At 63.5% G+C, this 18,204-nt stretch carries 16 protein-coding genes; 7 read left to right on the top strand and 9 right to left on the bottom strand.

Features of this window, described 5'->3' with window-relative positions; all coding sequences use genetic code 11:
- The first annotated feature begins 43 nt into the window (after window positions 1-43).
- Window positions 44-316 (top strand): hypothetical protein, encoded by a 273-nt coding sequence (locus AC6H4Z_RS05445; RefSeq protein ID WP_497545722.1) that lies wholly within the window; start codon window positions 44-46, stop codon window positions 314-316.
- Here the strand turns inward: AC6H4Z_RS05445 and AC6H4Z_RS05450 are convergent.
- Together AC6H4Z_RS05450 and AC6H4Z_RS05455 are read right to left on the bottom strand one after the other, a co-directional pair.
- Complete coding sequence (locus AC6H4Z_RS05450; protein ID WP_497545723.1) at window positions 249-1,580, bottom strand: hypothetical protein; 1,332 nt, start codon at window positions 1,578-1,580, stop codon at window positions 249-251. The two genes, AC6H4Z_RS05445 and AC6H4Z_RS05450, sit on opposite strands and share 68 nt — an antisense overlap.
- Complete coding sequence (locus tag AC6H4Z_RS05455; protein WP_497545724.1) at window positions 1,577-1,987, bottom strand: hypothetical protein; 411 nt, start codon at window positions 1,985-1,987, stop codon at window positions 1,577-1,579. The genes AC6H4Z_RS05450 and AC6H4Z_RS05455 overlap by 4 nt, the downstream gene beginning before the upstream one ends.
- 4 nt (window positions 1,988-1,991) lie before the next feature.
- On the opposite strand from AC6H4Z_RS05455, the gene AC6H4Z_RS05460 reads away from it, so the two are divergent.
- The 3 genes from AC6H4Z_RS05460 (at window position 1,992) to AC6H4Z_RS05470 (ending at window position 6,005) form a co-directional block, all read left to right on the top strand.
- On the top strand, window positions 1,992-2,456 hold the full coding sequence (locus tag AC6H4Z_RS05460) for a PadR family transcriptional regulator (protein WP_497545725.1): 465 nt from the start codon (window positions 1,992-1,994) through the stop codon (window positions 2,454-2,456).
- A 13-nt stretch (window positions 2,457-2,469) separates the two neighbouring features.
- Entirely contained in the window at window positions 2,470-5,220 is a 2,751-nt protein-coding gene (locus AC6H4Z_RS05465; RefSeq protein WP_497545726.1) for an ABC transporter permease, read from the top strand.
- A 77-nt stretch (window positions 5,221-5,297) separates the two neighbouring features.
- Window positions 5,298-6,005, top strand: coding sequence for a hypothetical protein (locus AC6H4Z_RS05470; protein WP_497545727.1), 708 nt, complete (start codon window positions 5,298-5,300; stop codon window positions 6,003-6,005).
- A 19-nt stretch (window positions 6,006-6,024) separates the two neighbouring features.
- Here AC6H4Z_RS05470 and AC6H4Z_RS05475 read toward each other — a convergent pair whose 3' ends face one another.
- Complete coding sequence (locus AC6H4Z_RS05475) at window positions 6,025-6,549, bottom strand: hypothetical protein (protein WP_497545728.1); 525 nt, start codon at window positions 6,547-6,549, stop codon at window positions 6,025-6,027.
- A gap of 79 nt (window positions 6,550-6,628) precedes the next feature.
- Window positions 6,629-7,621 carry an FTR1 family protein gene (locus AC6H4Z_RS05480; protein ID WP_497545729.1) on the bottom strand — a complete coding sequence of 331 codons (993 nt, stop codon included), beginning with the start codon at window positions 7,619-7,621 and terminating at the stop codon, window positions 6,629-6,631.
- 232 nt (window positions 7,622-7,853) lie between these two features.
- Between AC6H4Z_RS05480 and AC6H4Z_RS05485 the strand changes: the two genes are divergently transcribed.
- On the top strand, window positions 7,854-10,274 hold the full coding sequence (locus tag AC6H4Z_RS05485) for an ABC transporter permease (protein WP_497545730.1): 2,421 nt from the start codon (window positions 7,854-7,856) through the stop codon (window positions 10,272-10,274).
- A 58-nt stretch (window positions 10,275-10,332) separates the two neighbouring features.
- On the opposite strand, the gene AC6H4Z_RS05490 is transcribed toward AC6H4Z_RS05485, so the two are convergent.
- From AC6H4Z_RS05490 to AC6H4Z_RS05500, 3 genes are all read right to left on the bottom strand, one after another.
- Window positions 10,333-10,764, bottom strand: coding sequence for a hypothetical protein (locus AC6H4Z_RS05490; RefSeq protein ID WP_497545731.1), 432 nt, complete (start codon window positions 10,762-10,764; stop codon window positions 10,333-10,335).
- 143 nt (window positions 10,765-10,907) lie between these two features.
- Window positions 10,908-11,252, bottom strand: a complete 345-nt coding sequence (locus tag AC6H4Z_RS05495; RefSeq protein WP_497545732.1) for a DUF1648 domain-containing protein — start codon at window positions 11,250-11,252, stop codon at window positions 10,908-10,910.
- Window positions 11,249-11,518 (bottom strand): autorepressor SdpR family transcription factor, encoded by a 270-nt coding sequence (locus AC6H4Z_RS05500; RefSeq protein WP_497545733.1) that lies wholly within the window; start codon window positions 11,516-11,518, stop codon window positions 11,249-11,251. The genes AC6H4Z_RS05495 and AC6H4Z_RS05500 overlap by 4 nt, the downstream gene beginning before the upstream one ends.
- A gap of 97 nt (window positions 11,519-11,615) precedes the next feature.
- On the opposite strand from AC6H4Z_RS05500, the gene AC6H4Z_RS05505 reads away from it, so the two are divergent.
- Window positions 11,616-12,731 carry a hypothetical protein gene (locus AC6H4Z_RS05505; RefSeq protein WP_497545734.1) on the top strand — a complete coding sequence of 372 codons (1,116 nt, stop codon included), beginning with the start codon at window positions 11,616-11,618 and terminating at the stop codon, window positions 12,729-12,731.
- A 13-nt stretch (window positions 12,732-12,744) separates the two neighbouring features.
- Here the strand turns inward: AC6H4Z_RS05505 and AC6H4Z_RS05510 are convergent, their stop codons facing one another.
- Window positions 12,745-13,806, bottom strand: coding sequence for a M15 family metallopeptidase (locus AC6H4Z_RS05510; RefSeq protein WP_497545735.1), 1,062 nt, complete (start codon window positions 13,804-13,806; stop codon window positions 12,745-12,747).
- Between the two features lie 97 nt (window positions 13,807-13,903).
- On the opposite strand from AC6H4Z_RS05510, the gene AC6H4Z_RS05515 reads away from it, so the two are divergent.
- Window positions 13,904-14,587 carry a YiaD family glycine zipper/OmpA-like lipoprotein gene (locus AC6H4Z_RS05515; protein ID WP_497545736.1) on the top strand — a complete coding sequence of 228 codons (684 nt, stop codon included), beginning with the start codon at window positions 13,904-13,906 and terminating at the stop codon, window positions 14,585-14,587.
- Window positions 14,588-15,338: 751 nt separating this feature from the next.
- On the opposite strand, the gene AC6H4Z_RS05520 is transcribed toward AC6H4Z_RS05515, so the two are convergent.
- Window positions 15,339-18,080, bottom strand: coding sequence for a BTAD domain-containing putative transcriptional regulator (locus AC6H4Z_RS05520; protein WP_497545737.1), 2,742 nt, complete (start codon window positions 18,078-18,080; stop codon window positions 15,339-15,341).
- Between the last annotated feature and the right edge of the window lie 124 nt (window positions 18,081-18,204).

Here is an 18,204-nt window from a genome sequence, read left to right on the forward strand (position 1 = left end):
GATGCAAAGTTGTTCGCATCAATTTCTCTTTCCGGAGCCATCGATGCCGACGCACCACCTGGACGGAATTCTCGCCGCGCTCAATCAGCACCAACAGCGCGCCACCTATAGCGCGGTCTCCGCGCTACTCGGCCAAACACCACGCATGCTCATGCGCGGAAAGCCGCGCGAGCAGAACAATTCATGGATCGTCTCGAAGACCACCGGCCGCCCCACGGGCTATGCCGACACCGACGTGCATCCGCAGCTCACTGCGAACGAGACCGTCCTGGCGACGCGCGAGGAGCTTGCGGCGTGGCTTGCGACTCGCGGCTAGCAAGGGACCGCCACGCGGCAGGCCCCGAGGTCGCGCCAACCGTACGCGCCTCTTCGTGGCCCGGCCCGTAGCGGCCAACCACGCACGCGACGACAAGCAGCGCCACCATCGATACGCCGAGTATGATGTCGCGTCGGAAGGTTTCGCTGTTCGGATAGTCGGTAGGCCTGAGGGCGCGTTCCACCGCCGGTGCCGCGCCAACACCGAGCGCGAAGAAGAGGATGATGAACCACGAGCGCGCGAGCTGTTTCCATGTGGCGCGAGTCTGAGTCACCACACGCGTCACCGCGCTGACCTTCGGCGTTCCGTTCACCAGGTTGTCCACCGCCTTCCGAATGTCGACGGGGGCTACGACCAATCGCGATGTGTCGGGCCGCTGCGTCTGGACGCCCTGCAGCGCGACGTGCTCGCCCTCGGACTTCGCATGTTCGGCGGCGAGTCGTTGCTCCGCCTCGACCCAGAACGTGGCGGGAACTCCGGGTGATTCCTGAATCTCCGCCGCCATAGTTCGGATGATCACCGGTAGCGTTTTGAACGCGCCGAGTTTGTCGTAGGTCGACGCCGTCGTCGGCAGCAGGTTGATCAGGAACGTGCCGACGAACACGAACATCACCGCCGCAATGGGATCTCCAATCCGCACCGCGTTGCGTTCGGATCCCGTCATGGCATGCGTTCCGAGTCCGATCAGTCCCCACCACGACACGAGCGCGAGCCACGGTGCATGGCCGAAGGCGATCGTCCAGATGATGCCCGTGACAACCGCGATCGAACCGCCGATCAGCAATCCGTCCGCGAGGAACTGAAGCAGGTTCTTGTCCTGACTTCGGCCGCGGCTCATCGACCAACCGATGATCGCGCCGGCGGGCACGAGCGACGCGAGCGACGCGAGGAACGGGCGGAGAAACTCCGCGACCATGTGTGCGACGAGATGTTCGGACGCGAGCGCGACGAATCCGAACCCCGTGGCCCAGAGGAGCGCCACGAGCGGCCGACTCGAGCCGTGGTGCCCGGGCGCTTCGCCGCGTTGCTCGCGTGCCGCCACGCTGACGTAGTGCTGAAGCCAGTGGACAACGAAGCCGAGCGCCGCGCCGACCACCACGGCGATGACCAATTGCCAGTCGCGCGCCTCGTAGGCCAGATACGCGAGCCACGCGAGCGACGCGCCGGCACTGCCCAGGACCGCGGTGGCCAGCGCGATACGATAGTTGGTGTAGGGAATGACTGACGCCTTGAGCGCGTCGCTGGTCAACGATGATTCAGTCACGGCACGTTCCCTCGGCAAAGAAATCCCTCTTGCTCCGGCCCGCATACCGGCCGCAGCGTCGGACGACGGATTGCGGCGATCTGCGAGAGCACCAACTCGATCCTTCCGTCGTACGACTCCATGAACGCCTCGAGCCAGTGCGAGCGTCCCAGGAGTTCCCAGTCGTGATAGATCGTTCCGCTCGGTGTTGGCCCGTCAGGGCCGACTGGCCCGATGATGGGTACGTCGAAGGTGATGCGCTTTCCGAGATACACCGAGCGCTCGCGGTCGCGAAAGATTCGAACGACTCGTGCGGTCGCGAGGATGGACGATGCGCCGCGACGTGGTTCCTGGCCGCGGGCCTGCCACAGTTGAACGTGGATGGGCGCGTTCGCTCGGGCGTCCTCGTACACCTGGGGCGACATCATGGCGATGGCTCGTTCGAGAGCGGCGAAAATACTCCCGCCGGCTGAGTGCGGCAAGCGTGGCCGCGCCAGCGTCGACACTCCTCTTGCTAAGCCAAAGAAGCCGTCGTATTCTCCTGTGGGCAAACAAAAGGAAGCCGTGGCACCCGACCATTCATCCATCGTCCCGGGCACGCTCGAGATGCTCGTGCTCAAAACGCTGTCGCTCGAGCCGATGCACGGCTGGGGGATTGGCGAGCGCATTCAGGATCTCTCGCGCGACGTGTTCACGGTGAACCAAGGCACGCTCTATCCAACGCTCGAGCGGCTGCTCCGCGCTGGGATGATCACCGCCGAGTGGCGGATTACTGAGAACAATCGTCGTGCGCGCTACTACCAGATCACGCGCTCGGGACTCAAGCACTTCGAGTCAGAACGCCAGGAATGGGAACGTTCGTCTCGCGCGGTGAACCTCATTCTCCGAACGACCTAGGCATCGGGGACACATGTCTCGACTGACGGGTTGGCTGTACTCCCTTCGCGCGTTCTTTCGGCGCAACGATGCCGATCGCGACATGGCAGAGGAGATTGCATTCCACGTCGATCGCCAAACGCGAAAGCACGAGGCGCGTGGATTGTCGAGCGAGGATGCGCGTCGGCGTGCATTGCACGAGTTCGGCGGCACGACACGATGGCGTGAAGAGGCTCGGCAGGCGCGAGGCAGTTCCGTGATCGACGTGATCGAGCAGGACGTTCGCTATGCGATGCGCGGACTCGTTCACCGGCCGGGCTTCACGGCCGTTGCCGTACTCACGCTTGCCCTCGCGATCGGCGCCAACACCGCTGTCTTCACCGTCGTGAACGGCGTGTTGTTGCACCCGCTCCCATTTCCGGAATCAGATCGCCTGATGGTCGTGTCGTACTGGCCGTCGTATGCGAAGGGCCGCCTCGGGGCGCCTGCGCTATTCGGTCGCGACTTCGTGACGTTCAGCCAAACGAATCGCTCGTTCGAGCGCGTTGCGATGCTCATTCCGTACGGTGTTCGACTCACCGGCGTGGGCGACGCCGCGACGATTCCTGGAGCCCTCGTCACTACGGATTTCTTTTCAGTTCTTGGCGTCAAACCAGCGATCGGTCGAACATTCGTGTCGGGCGAGGGAGCCCGATGGGGCGCGGGCGTAGTCGTGATCAGCAGCAAGCTCTGGCGAGAGCGATTTGCATCTGACAGCACCGTTATCGGGCGAGAGGTTTTGCTCGACGGCGAGTCACACACCGTCATTGGCGTGATGCCGGAAGGCTTCGATTTCCCGAGCCTGCCTGCTCAAGCGCCGGTTCGCGGTGTTTCTCCAAATCCTGGGGCGGAGTATTGGCGCGCCATTGCCGTGGATCCGATGTTCTTCGACGACAACGGGCCGGTCATCGGACGGCTTCGACCGGGCGTCACGCGCGAACAGGCGCTGGCGGAGCTCACGTCGATGAGCAAAACGTCATTCATTGCGCTAACCACGGGCTATCGATCGTGGAAGCCGCCGGCGGCAGCTAAGGCGAGCACTCCAGCGCAGGTGCTTCCGCTTCGCGAATTGCTTCTGGCTCCGCCGTCACTCTCTCCTGAGGAAAGTCGAAACGCCAGACGGCCGTTGCTCTTCTTCGCGGCTGCCGTCGCACTCGTGCTCGCAATCGCATGCTCGAACGTCGCCGGGTTGATGTTGATGCGCACGATGTCGCGGACCCACGAGATCGCGATTCGTGCGGCACTCGGCGCCAGCCGACGGAGGCTCATTCACCAATCGCTCATTGAGAGTTTGTGTATTTCGACGGCGGGTGCCGTGGCGGGAATTCCTCTGGCGTGGGCGGGCGTCCGCGCGCTGTTGAGCCTTGCCCCGCCCGGCGCCATTCCGCTCGCCAACCAGGTGCGCGTCGACAGCCGCGTACTTTGGCTCAGCGTTGGTATTGTCCTCCTCTGCGGCCTGCTCGCTGGAATCGCGCCGGCGATTCTAGCCTCACGTCAACGTCCGCAATCAACGCTCGGCCGCGGCGATCGCGTATCGGAACGTCATTTCGTGCTCGAAGTCACCACCGCCGCGGCGATCGCGTTCGCGTTGATGCTGCTGACAGGCGCTGGGCTACTCGTGCAGAGCTTCTTACGGTTGCAAGGTGTCCGACTCGGCTTCGAGCCCCAGGGCGTGGTGGTGATGCGGATCGATCCGCGGGGAAAGCAGTCGAGCTCACGCGAAGGGCGGCGGCACCTTCGTGATCAAATCCTCTCGGAGTTTGGGCGCCTTCCTCAAACGGTCAGCGTGGCTGCGGAAGATCGGTTCTTGGTTGGTGAGAGTCCTGGATTCGTCGGACCGATCGTCGTTGAAGGACGGGCGGAGAAGGAGCCGAATGTCGTCGTGCCGTTCGTCAGTCCCGATTACTTCCGCACGCTAGGAATGCCGCTCATTGCGGGTCGTTCATTCACCAACGCGGACGACGATCGCGCGCCAGGCGTGGCCATCGTCAGCGAGTCGTTCGCGGCCAAACTGTGGCCTGGACAGAGCGCGATCGGGAAGCGCGTCTGGATGTCCTGGCTAACTTTTCCGCCGAGTGACACACCTACGCCGAGCGGTTGGGTGTCGGTGGTGGGAGTTGTTGGCGATGCTATTCAAGGGAGCATCAAGCGATCGCCTCCGGGTACGGTCTACTTTCCGCTGAATCAGATCAGTCCGATGTGGGGGCCAAGTCTCGAGTTCTCCGTCAGGACCTCCGGCGATCTCGCGACTGCGGCCCTGGCGATGCGCCGCGTGATGCACGAGGTGGCGCCTGACCAATCGGTCGAACTTCTCTCGCCTCTGCCTGCCTTGGTGGCGACGGAACGTGCGCAGCCACTTTTCCAAGCGCGACTCATCGCCGCGTTCTCGGTACTGGCTCTCGTCCTCGCGGCGATCGGCACGTACAGCGCGCTCGCGTACTCGGTCGCGAAGCGCAGGCGTGAGCTTGCAATCCGACTCGCGCTCGGCGCGGAGCCGGCGAGGGTGGTTCGCCTAGTGCTACGCCGTGGCGTCCTGCTTGCCGCGGCCGGAATATTGGTGGGCGTTGTTGGATCTCTCATGCTGACGCGGGCGCTGCAATCCGCGCTCTACCAAACAAGCGCAACCGATCCTCGCGTGTTCGGGGTCTCCGCTGTGCTGCTCGTGCTCGCTGCTCTGTTGGCCTGCATTGTTCCCGCTCGGCGAGCGACGCGAGTCGATCCAATGGTAGCTCTACGCGAACTCTGAACGGCTTTAAGTCGCGATCGCCTAGGGCCATGGTGCAATAGCCGAGCACACGTCGTCCGAGCGTCGATTCGGGCGACATGGCTGACGACCGCTGGGACATACATCCGGAGATGCTCGACCGTTGGCTCGTGCGTGGAGCCACGGCGATCGTCGTGACGCTGCAGTTGACGCTCATCAATGATTTCGGCTACGGCACACGGTGGCTCGCGCCTGTGCTCGAGATCGCCCTTTTGATTCCGCTGACCGTGCTGTCCCTCCGGGCCGAGATGCTGGCGTGGCGCGCGCGCACCACTCGGGAGTGGGAATCAGCGAACTGGTATCGTCGATTCAACCTCGCGCTCGGCATAGCGCTGGTCGCGATCGTCAGTATTTCCAATGCACGGGCGCTATTTCTGCTGCTTCGCGCGCTGATGGCGGGCACGACGCACAACGGTCGGGCGCTGCTGATGGACGCGTTGAACATCTGGGCGACGAATGTCATCGTCTTTGCGCTGTGGTACTGGGAGCTCGACAGGGGTGGGCCGTCGTTCGACCGCCGCGCTCCGCGACGTCCTTCGGAGTTCATCTTTCCGGAGATGACGCTCCCGGCCGGCACGCCCCACGCCGACGCAACGCCTGGCTTCATCGACTATCTCTTTTTCTCGTTCAACACGTCGACGGCGTTCTCCCCGACCGATACGCTGCCGTTGACTGCGCGAATGAAGCTGTTGATGATGCTCGAGTCGGCGATCTCGCTCCTCACCCTGGCGCTCGTCGCCGCGAGGGCGGTGAACATCCTGGCCTGACGGGAGCGTTCAGAGTGGCTCAGTCACAGGCGTTTGTGGCCCAACCGCTTGCGTCGAACCGAGAGAGGGGAATTCGCATTCGCTCTTGGCCCGGGAGATCCGTCTCGATTTCGAGGACAGTTTTGCCGCTGATGAAGAGACTGCGCATCGCGTCGTATCGTGATGTTTCCGACGTCGCGAACGTCACGGTACCTGTGATGATGCTCTTCGTATTCGCGTTGCCTGGATAGCTCTCGATTTCCTGCACGGAGTTGAGTGCGCCGTCGAGCAGGCGGATGTGTTTGATGTGACCGGAGAGCGGACTTGGGGTTCCGAACGCTGAGTCCTCCAGCGCCACCGTCAATGACCGTGGCCATGGATCGCCGCGCGTTTCGTTGAGTGACACAAAGACGCGCGACTGGAGGTTCCCCGTCGGACCGCGGACCTCTGTGCTCGTCGACGTCACTCGGCTGGGATGTCCGCCAGGCGAGGACGGGTCGCACGGACATGCGGCCAGCCCGATCATGAGCGCGAGCGGCAGGTACTTCGTCACGGATAGTCGCATGCAGAAACTCTAACCACTGGACCGACCGTAGCGAGCCCGACGAATGCGCGCGCGCAGGCCCGCGCTGACGCTCCTAGCCTTACGCGACCGTGTGCTTGGAGCGCTGCGCCGCGAAGTACGATCCGATGATCAGCAGAGCTGCCAGCGCCTGCGCCGCCAGCGTTTCGACAGTCGGAAGCACTGCGAACCACAGACCTGCCCACCCGGGAAGGATGCGCTCGAGACTCGGAATCGGTGTCGTCGAAATCCAGTGCGCGAGCTGCATCTCCTGCGCTTGTTCGCCGACCATGACGAGCAACACCGCGCCGAGGAGAATTCCCGTCAACACGAGCATCCGCTTGTACGGTAGGCGACGACGCGCGACGAAGGTGAGCAGCGCCACCGATATGGTCAGAATCGTTCCGACGAGCACGCCCTTCAGGACCGTGGCGCCGCCCATTCGAAGCCGATAGTTCTGGAGAAACAGCACGACTTCGAAGCCTTCGCGATAGACCGACGTGAAGCCGAGGACGATGAAGCCCCACAACACGCCGCTGCGCGCGCGCTGCGGATCGCGCGCCGACTCGAGGAGCGTTTTCTTACGCTTCGTGTGCATCGTGATCCAGCCGGTCCAGTAGACCTTATGGAAGAACCAGTTCATCACGACCAGCAGCACGACCACCGCCAGAAAGCCGGTCGCCGCCTGCACGTGCAATGCAGGAATACTCTCCATCAGGTTGCTGACGATTCCGACGGCGACCATCCAGGTGACCACCGTCGCCAACAGCGCGAGGCCCGCACCGCCCGCGATGGGTTTCTGATAGTCCTGCTCGGAGCCACGAAGGCTGGCGGTGACGGCCGACAGTACGAGGATGCACTCCAGTCCTTCTCGAAAGACGAGAACCCCAACGTCGAACACCGCCGCGAGGCCGCCTGATTTCGCGGTGAGCGGATCCGGATTGCCAGCCGCCGTGACTGCCTGCCAGACGAGCACGCCCAGCACCAGCACGATCGCGAGCACCACCGCGATTCGCGTGTGGAGCCGCTCCTCCGAACTCTGCGCGTCGCGCACCAGCCCAGAGATAGCCGTCATACGGCGCGAATTTGCTGACAGGGGTACGGCATACGCGAGTCAACGAAGGGTTAAATACCGACAAATTCCATCGGGAATCTAACTAGCGTACTTTCCGTGGAAAATCGGGACAATCGGGAGGCCTCCCGCGGCCGGCCGGAGGGTCGAATCGCCGCGGAGTGTCGTATACGTCGAACGCCCGGTTCTATCCCCGGGCGAGCGGCCGAATCGTACCCACCACGAGGCAGGCTTCATGTTCGAGGCGACGACGTACGACCTCCGAATTGCCCTTCGGAGCCTGAAACGCGCGCGCGGCTTCTCCAGCGCAGCGATTCTCACGCTGGCCCTAGGAATTGGCTTGGCGACCGCGGTGTTCAGTGTCGCCGATGCGCTGCTGCTGCGACGGCTGCCCGTTCGCGACCAGGACCGCGTCGTCGTCCTTTGGGGGCAGGCGCGGAATGGCCAATACGACAACGTGCCTTTGCTGTCGCTCGAGGAAGCGCGGGACTTCAGCCGACGCTCACGCGCTCTGGCCAGCGTGGGCTTCGTGGCCCGCGAAGGCGCGTCCCCGACGCCAATCACGCTCGATAACAGCGTCACGCGTCTTCGCCGCGCGCTCGTGTCCGGGACGTTTTTCGGCGTCCTCGACGCCAAGCCAATCCTCGGCCGAGCGCTCACGCCAGAGGACGACGTGCTCGGCGCCGCTCCGGTCGCGGTGCTCAGCTATTCCGCCTGGCGAAATCAATTCAACGGCGACCCGCGCGTGGTGGGACGTCGATTTCAGATTCAACAGACGAGCGTTGACCTCACCGTCGTCGGTGTAATGCCGCAGGGCCTCGACTACCCTCGCGGAACCGACTTCTGGACGGCGGTCGCGCCGGCGACGGCCGCGTTCGGAACCGATCATCCATTCGTCGAACTCGATCCTGTTGGGCGTCTTGCACAGGGTGCCTCTGCGAACGCCGCGCGTGATGAAATGACGGTGTTCTTTGCGCGCCCCGATGCGCCGGAGATTCAGCGTGACGTGCACGGCGTGGTTCACACGCTACCCGCAATCATTCTGGGCGACGTCAAACCGGCGCTCGTCATCTTCGCAGTCGCTGTTGGATTGCTGCTGCTGATCACGTGTACCAACGTCGCAAACTTGCTGTTGGTCCGCGGCGTTGGCCGCATGCGAGAAATCGCGGTACGATCTGCATTGGGCGCGTCCCGATTGCGCATCGTTCGTCAGCTACTAGCGGAGAGCGCGCTGCTCGCAGTCGTTGGAGGAGTGCTCGGTGCGATCGTGGCGGTCGTCGGTCTCCGCTTGTTCGTCTCGCTGGCGCCGAGTGATCTCCCTCGGCTTGATGAAATCAGGGTTGGCGGTGCGACGCTCGGCGTTGCGATGACGATCGCCGCGCTCGCGACGCTGATTTTCGGCATCGCGCCGTCCGTCCTCTCTACGCAACAGGATACAACGACGACGTTGCGCTCCGGGAACAGGCAGAGCGGGACGCGGCGTGTGCGACGGGCGACGGAGTTTCTCGTCGCCGGCCAGATCGCGCTCGCGCTCGTGATTCTGTCGTCGGCCGGCCTCGTCGTGCGGAGCCTAATCGCTCTCGAGCGTGTCGACCTCGCATACGACGCCTCTCATCTGCTGATCGCCGAACTGACAATGCGCCGCGCGTCGTTCGGGGCAAAGGACGAACAGCTGGCGCTCCTCGATCGTTTGCTTCCGCGGGTACGCGCAATTCCCGGTGTGGAGGCAGTGTCGCCGGTTGGAAACGCACCTTTTCAGGACGCCGGAATCGATTTTCGGCCAGCCGTCGACGGGCAGACGCCCGATGAAGCAGCGAAGAATCCGTTCGTGAACATCGAAGCGGTGACGCCGGACTATTTCGCGACCTTCGGCATTCCGATCACCGCCGGACGGACGTTCACTGACGCTGATCGCGGCGGCAGCGTGCCTGTTGCGATCATCAGCAAGTCGGTCGCCGATCGGTTTTGGCCCGGTCAGAGCCCGCTGGGCAAACGGCTACAGCGCAATCCCACGTACACCGTCGTTGGCGTGGTTCCTGACACTCGGTATCGCGAGCTGCGAAATGCGCGGCCGAGTGTGTATCTCTCGCTTCGTCAGTCGCCGTTCCCATTCGCGCCGACGACGCTCGCCATTCGCGCGAGTGGGCGGCCGAGCGCCATTGTGAGTTCGCTGCGCGCCATCATCGCCGACGTCGATCCGGGCGTCGCGCTCGCGACGGCACGTTCGTTCGACGACTTGCTTGCACAACCGCTGGCCCATCCGCGTTTGAATACGGCGCTGCTCGTCGTGTTTGCGAGTGCCGCGCTGCTGCTCGCCGGAGTTGGTCTCTTCGGCGTAATGACGACAATGGTACGTCAGCGCACCGGAGAGCTGGCCGTGCGCATGGCACTCGGCGCAACGGCGCGTGAGATCGCGCGATTGGTGCTCGAGCGCGGAGTGCGGCTTGCGGCAGTCGGCGTGGTGGTCGGGCTAGGCGTGACGCTGATGACCAATCACCTGCTGCGAGAGATCCTGTATCACGTCACGCCGACAGATGCGACGACGCTGGTGGGCGCGACAACCACGTTGATTGTTCTCGCATTATTGGCCACGGTGCTGCCAGCTCGAGTCAGCGCGCGGATCCAGCCGTTCATCGCCCTGCGCGGCGACGACTGACGTCTCGGTGCGTCAGAGCAGAGAGGGCGCCGACATCGACGCCCTCTCTTTCGTTCAGCTACCGGATGTACACGGCCGTCTGGCCCAACAGCGACGTCGTAAGCGTCGCGCCTGTCAGGACGCCTGTGAAGGTGCGATTGCAGTCAGCTGTCGCCCCCGACTCGACGAACGTGAAGGTGTTCGAGACGAAGGTGTAGGTGCCGGTGCACGCTCTGGAAATCGTCGAAACAGTGCCGCCAAGCGTTTGACGGAACGCGGAGATGTCCGAGAACGTGTTGTTCGAGTTGATCGTGATCGCGCCAGACAGTACCTCGATGCGAAGCGGAGGACTGATGGAGTCGACGGCGACCGCCGGTAGCGCGCGGCCATCGATCGTCTGGAGGACGAAGGTGCCGGTGCGAGAGAGCGGAACGAGGATTATGTCATTCGTGTCGTCGCAGGCTGCGAGACAGAGGGTGCCGAGCAAGAGGCCGAGTGCTGCGATGCGCATGTGCATCTCCATAAGGCATGCAAGACGTGTTCAGGCGTACGCTTGCTAACCAAAGGAAAATCTGCGCCACAGCGCCCATATCGACGGGCTATTCGTCGCACGAACAGGCCGACTCGCCTTGTCGTGAGTGCTCCGCGGATGAGCTAGGACAAGGACGGGAGACGGTAGCCAAGCGCCAGGCCGATTACGACAATGTGAATGGCGAGCATCATCGCCAATACGAGAGTGTAGATCGACAGGTTCGATCCCAAGAACTTCCGGTAGTTGTCGCGATAAGGATCGACAGCAGGAGCGCCCGCCACCATGCCCCAGACGATCGCCATGATGAACGGGATGGTGAATGCGCCTAACGGTCGATTCGTCCATCCGTTCGGTTCGCCGTCCCCGCCCCAGTGAATCGCGATTTGGTCAGGGAGGTGGCGATAGGTCGCCAGCGAGAGCGCGAGCGCGGCAATGATGAAGACGGCAGGAAACCACTTTCGTGTCATCGTTTCCTCGGAGGACGCGACCACTCGAGGACCTGAGCGACGACGTCCTGGAACGTTGTGGTGTTGAGCTCGTAGACGAGCTGCGTGCCGTTGCGCTCCGAGAGGATTAGTCCGGCGTCGCGCAGCACGGCGAGGTGACGCGAGATCGTCGGCCACGACGTATCGAACTCGGCGGCGATCTCACCCGACGTTCGTGCGCGCTCGCGCAGCAGGGTGAGAATCTGGCGGCGAGTGGGATCGGCCAGGGCGCGAAATGCGTCTTCCATGATCGTATCTTATTAGCCAAATGGCTAATTACGCAAGGGCGTAAGTAGTCTTGGCTCGGAATGCGCAGAGTAGCGCCTGTTTCGGCGACGATTGGCGATGACGACTGACGTTCTGGTTGAAGGCGCGGCGACGGTCTATCGGCTGTACGACATCGGCTACGCGATCGATCTCGACCGCGCGGCCACAACGCTCGGCGAGAATACGCGGGGACGCGTTCGGCCGGCCAGGTTGGAGGCCCGCGCGATTCATATTCGCAATCCGCCGCTGTTCGTATCTCTGGGATCGGTCGACGTCGCCGTCGGCGGCGGGGCTCGTCGCGCGATGCTCGGCGCGAACCTGTTCGACTTCGGCGTCTGCTCGCTGCAGCTTCGCGTTCCGATTCTTCCCGGAACTGGCGTCACATCCCTGGCGGAGTTCGCCAATGCGCTCGACGCGACGGCCGACATTGCCGCACGGATGGATGCCGAGATCCGCAAACTCCTCGAGCGAATCACGACGTCGGTCGACAAGCCGAATGTTGCGCCACTCTCCGAGGAGTACAAGGTCTATCGTATCGATCGTATTTCGGGCGGCGACTCGGCTCGAAGGCCAACGTCTACACTGTTCACGGACGAACAGCTCGTCGCGCTACTCGTTGGTGAGCGACGGCGGTTGGCGCCGACCGCGTTGCGCGAGTTGATCCCGTATCGATTTTCGTACTACGAGGACGATCTCGTGGTTCTCACGTGGGAAAGCGCTCTCATTGTCGAGCCGCGCGCTGACGACCGCGACGTGGAGTACGTACTGGAGTTTGCCAACGCTCAGCTACTCGAGCTCCGGGTCTACGACCTTCAACTCGATGCCGAGTTGCCGAGGTTGTACGATCGCGCAGAGGCGGCGCGCGCTCGGCGGCGTCCGGTTCTGGCCGGCCGATTTCGCGCCGTGTTATCGGATTTGCAGACGCGCGTGGCGGATGTCACCGAAACGGTGGAGCGCGTGGAGAACGCCCTCAAGGTGACAAACGACGTTTATTTGGCGCGCATCTACGCTGCCTCGCTCGAGCTATTTCGCGAGGAGGCGTGGCGTCGAGGAATCGAGCGAAAGCTCGGGATTCTCCGCGAGACGTACGCGATGCTGAATACCGAGTCGCAGTCCGCGCGCGCCGAGTTGTTGGAGATCGCGATCGTCCTGCTCATCGTTGCCGAATTGGTCGTGGGACTCTGGCACCACTAGGGATGCCAGAGCGTCAGCGGCCGATCCGATCGAAGGTGACGTTGCCGATGCCGTACTGCTTCCAATCCTTGTAGTCGAAGTGCCACCACTCGCTTGGGTTGATGAGAAAACCCTGATCGACCATGGCGCGTCGCAGCACGGCACGGCGCCAGCGTTGCGCCATCGTGCCGCCTGGATAGTCGGCAAACGCGCGATCAGTGCTCTCGTCATACGTGCTCGGCATGTCGACGGGCTTGCCGGTCGCGAGATCGTACAGCGTGAGGTCGACCGCCGAGCCGCGGTTGTGCTTTGAACCTTGGCTCGGGTCGGCGACGAGCCATCGTCGGTCGAGCGGCGTCGCGTCCCAGAACATCTTGGTGACGTACCACGGGCGATACGCATCGTGAATGAGCAGCCCGTAACCGAGGGGTTTCAGAGATGCGTTGGCCCGGACGACAGCTTCTGCGGCGGGGCGCTGCATGAACGCGCGCGCCTGGTCATAGAAGCGAGTACCGAGGAAGTTGTTCGTCGTCGCGTAACGAATCTCGAGCTTGATGGATGGGTCGAGTCGCACGAGCTCGACGAAATCCGCCGGTTTGAAGTTGCCGGTTTCGCGCGGCGGGGATGCGGCGAGCGCTTCGACGCGGACTTGTTCGACCGGGCGCACGGGCGTCACCTGCAGCTGCGTCGTTCCGGGTCGCGGTTCGATGTCGCGCCGCGCGAGTCGTACGCCGCCGAGTAGTGCAGCGGTTGCGCGTCCGGATTTATCGCGATCGAAGCGAACGACGTCGGCGGTCTTCCCGAACATCGATTGTGCCTGAGTCGCCGAAATGGCATAGGCGTCGTTCGACGTCGCGCGCAGGGCCAATCGATGTCGCACGGTGTCGGCGAAGAACAGACGACCGCTGTCTTCGAGCACGACTCGCATTCCTGCGGGCGCGTCGTACTCGCCGAGCAGTCCGAGGAATTGCGATGGCGCCGGCGCGGGCTCGCCTGGATGTATTCTGCCCGCCTGAGTGACGGTTGAATCGCTGTGTGCTGCCGGGTGCGCGCAGGCTACCGCACCGAGGATCAGGACGAAGGGAATGACTCGCATTCCACGAAAGTACTCCGTCGAGACCGCCTAGTGCCATGGCTGGCATCGGTTCTGCCTAAGCGAACTGTACCCACACACCAGAAACGAAGGAGTTCGTATGTACGGTTCACTGAAAAACACGACGACAATCGCGCTCGCGATGGTGACCTTGGTCACCACGTCTGGCTGCGCGACGTTGAACAACAAGGAAAAGGGCGCCGGCATTGGCGCAGCAGGCGGCGCCGTGATCGGTGGAGTCGTTGGCAAGGCGACGGGATCGACGGCGCGCGGCGCGATCATTGGTGCGGCGGTCGGCGGCGCGGCCGGTGCGATCATCGGCCACCAGATGGATCAGAAGGCCAAGGAGATTCAGGGCAGCGTCGCGGGCGCCGAAGTGACGCGCGTTGGCGAGGGCCTCGTCGTCACGTTCGACTCTGGGCTGCTGTTCGACTTCGATTCCAGCGTGTTGCGCGGCGAGTCGAAGCGGAATCTCGATAACCTTGCGGCGAACCTGTCGAGCTTTGGCGACTCGAAGTTGCTGCTGGTCGGACACACGGACTCGCAGGGCGCGGACGAGTACAATCTCGAGCTGTCGCGCAAGCGTTCGAATTCGGTGGCGACGTACCTCGAGTCGATGGGCGTGAGCGCGACGCGCGTCGAGACGACGGGTCGTGGCGAGACCGAGCCGATCGCGGCGAACGACAGCGACGCTGGTCGTCAGCAGAATCGCCGCGTCGAGATTGCGGTGTATGCGAGCGACAAAATGAAGACCGACGCGCGCTCGCAGGCCGGCACGCCGTGATGCGCGCCCTTGACTGATGGTGGCTCATCTCATAGACATCTCATGAGAAGTGTCGAAGAATCTCATGAGTGATATGAAATGACCCATCAGCCAAGGCGGTATCAAATTGACCCTGCATTGTCAGATGTCACGTTCGTTGCTTCGTTCGTTCGTCGGAGGCGCGGTTTTGTTGGTGGTCGTTGGTTGCGACGATGGGCCGTGCATACAGCCGCCCTGTCCGCTCTCTTGGGCAGTCGCGGTGAATGTCTCGTCGAGTGTTGCCGGGCGCGCGATAGATAGTGCGTTTGTTCTTGTGAGCGGCTCGCCAATTCAGTGTTCCGTGTCGTCCCCGGCGGGGCAGAGTTGCATCGTTCACGGTGGCCCAGGCACGTATGAATTGGATATTGGCGCACCGTCTTTCCAGACGGTTCATCGCACGGTGAAGGTGTCGGGCGAGGAGGCAAAGTGTGGATGCGGTCACGTGGACAGCGTCACACTCTCAGTTGCCTTGGTTCCATCGGCGTGACGAGCGTTGTTCGACGGTAGAGATCTGTGAATTGGAAAACGAAACAGCCGGATTTTGCGGAAACTGCCTGATCAGGCTTTTTCCGTTGAATCCGGCTGTTTCCGTTGTCAATTCATAGATGCTGCCGCGTCGCGAAGGCAGCGTCAGCATCACTGGCCCCAGTCGCGGGTTCTCCCCTCAGACCTGAGACCTCAGACCAGAGACCTCACCCTGAGACCTCAGACCAGAGACCTCAGACCTCGCCCCCTAGTGCCGAATCTGATCCCCAACGACCGGCTCGCGCCGACTGCTTGCGGCGGCGAGCATGCCGAGCGAGTGCGCGCGACCAACGAGTAGTACGTCGTATCCGCGATCCTCTGGAACACTCGACAGCCACTTGGCGGCTTCGGCGTTGTCGCCAGTTGCGAGCAGCCATTCGCCAATCAGCACGCGATCGAGGCCGCGGTTGAAACGCAGCGTGCGACGCATGTGGACATACCGTGCTTCCGGTGAGCGCGCGATCTTGAGCGCTGTTTCGTAGTCGCCACGCGCCGCTGCGACGATTGCCGGAACCATAGTCGCCGACGACGGCAGTGGCGAAGCTGTCGGAGAACCAAGCCGCGCGAGATAGTACGCGCGAATCGAGGGACCGTCATCGCTGATCTCTTCCTCGAACCACGCGTCCGCGGCGGCGATGTGTCCGTCCCACGCACGCAGATCACGCACGACCGCCTCGCGTTCGCCGCTGCGGAGGTGCGAGGGGTCGAGGAGCAGGACGAATTGCGCACGTGCGCAGAGTGCTTCGATTGGCGCGTCGCTGCGTGCGGAGTCAAGTAATGCGTACGCGGCGTCGACGCGTCCAGCGGCAGCGAGAAAGTGCGCGCGCGCCACGGTGACGAGTCCGCGGCGACGCGACGCTGGGATCTTGGTCGCGACAACGGCGAGCAGGCGATCGGCATCCTTATATGCGCGTGCATAGTGCGCAGTCGTCCACGCGATACGCCACGCATCGCGGGGTGACGCGGCGCCAACATTCGCAATGAACCGTGCCTTCGCAGTGCTATCGCCTGCAGCGAACGTTGCGAGCGCGATGATCTCGCGGCCGCGCACATCGTTGCGCGCTTCCGGGTTCAACTGGGTCGTGCGACGGACGAGTGAATCGGTGAGCCCATCCCACGCGTCGAGACGCGCGAGGTGCTCGATTGCCGTGGGATTGGACGGGTCGAGCGACAATGCGCGTGCGAAGGCAGCGCGCGCTGAGCCTATCGGTCGTCCGTCGATTGGGTAGCCGTGAAAGATCGACTCACCCAATCCGATCCACGCTTCTACGTCCTCTGGTGCCGCTGACGTCGCCGCGCGGAAGTACTGCTCAGCTGCCTGAGCCGATCCCGCGTAGAACTCTGCGTGTCCGAGGACGAGCAGTCGTTCGACAGACGGAAGCCGGTCCGCAAAACGGCGCGCGGTGAATGCCATGATCGTTGCGTCGACTGCCTGCACGTTCGTCGCCTCGGACAGCGCGGCGCTGAGTCGCGCGTAGGCGCGACCGAAGGTGCTATCGGTTTTGATCGCGGCGCGATAGCTGACGATGGCCGCGTCGAAATGGCCGGCGCGGAACTCGCGCTCCCCGGCCATGAACGACTTGAGCGCGTCGAGCGATGGCGTCGTCGCGGCGGTAAGCTCGATGCGGTGTCCCGCCATTGCGGCAAGAATTCCGCGAGCGATGTCATCGACGGCCGCGGGCAGATCGACTTCGCTCTTGGCGTGCGCAGTGGCCACCGTCAGCACTTCGCCATCTGCGGATACGAGGCGCGCCGCGAGCTCGAGCGACTCGCCCACCTGCGTGACCGCACCGACGACGACGCGCGTTGCACCGAGCGACGAATGAAGCTCCGCCGCCACTCGCGCTGCATCGCCATCGGCGACGGGCGCGCGACCGGCAAAGCGCGACAGAATTGCGCGCGAGTCGATGGAGCGTGCCGTTCCCGCAGCATCGAGGCGAAGGCTGAGTAGATCGACGAGACCGTCGCCTAGGTATTGAACGTCAGTGTTGCCACTGATGGCGAAGGGAAGGACGGCAACGATTCCCGGAGCGTTCGCGTCGGTCGTTGGCGCACGGGCGATACGAACGGCCGACCATGCAATGACGCTGAGTGCAATCGCGAGCGTGGACACGATAGCGGTAGCACGCCAGCGAGCGCGAGGGCGCGCGACGGGAGGCGATGTGCGTTGCGGAGCCGACGCTCGCGTGGTCGCTGCGTTCGGCTCACGCGGCATTTCAACCGCGACTTTCACCGTCGGCGGAAGCGGCGCGTTGGCGAGAGCTTCGAGATCGCTCGACGGGTCGAGATCGAGCTCGTCGCGCAGGTAGCTCGCGTATCTATTGTATGCGGCGATCGCAGCGGAGCCGTCGCCAATGGAGCGATGCGCCTCGATGAGCGCACGCCACGATGCGTCTTCGTCAGGCGCGGTCTCGGTCAATCGCTGTGCGGCGAGAATCGCCGTCGGTCCGTCGCCGCGTGCGATCGATGCCGTAAAAGCGCCCGACACCGCGCGAAGTACGTCGCGTCGCACCAGCTCCCGACGCGCATCGAGCCAGCGATCGAATTCCGGCGCGTCGTTGACGTGTAGGCCTGGAGCAAACTGGCCCGCGCACGCGAGCGCCGCTGCGTGATCGCCACCCTTGGCGGCGGCGTCGAAATCCCAGAGATCGACGCGAATTTCATCGGGTTCGAGACGCAGCGCTTCGCCACCGACGCCAACGATCACTCGGTCGCCGAGTTCGCGTCGAAGAAAGTGGAGCGCGCGTCGGAGTGCGGCGCGCGCAGAGTCGGTGTCGCGCTCGTGCCAGAAGAGCGGAAGCAGCGTGTCGCGCCGAACAATTGCACCGCGACCCGCGGCGGCGAGAACGAGAACGAGTGCAGCGCGCTTGGGTTGCGCGACTACAGACGTGATGACACGGCCATCGTCGGCGCGCAAATCGAACGCGCCTAGCATGCGGAGGTGCAGCATCGTCGCAAACACTCCCGGGGGACTCGTACGGACGCCCCAGGGGACGACCAGGGGACGCGCACACGTACTATCGCATTTCGTAGCGTCGGTTTCCAGGGGACGACCGTTCTCGGAACCGATTCCC

This window comes from Leucogemmata humicola (assembly GCF_055379415.1).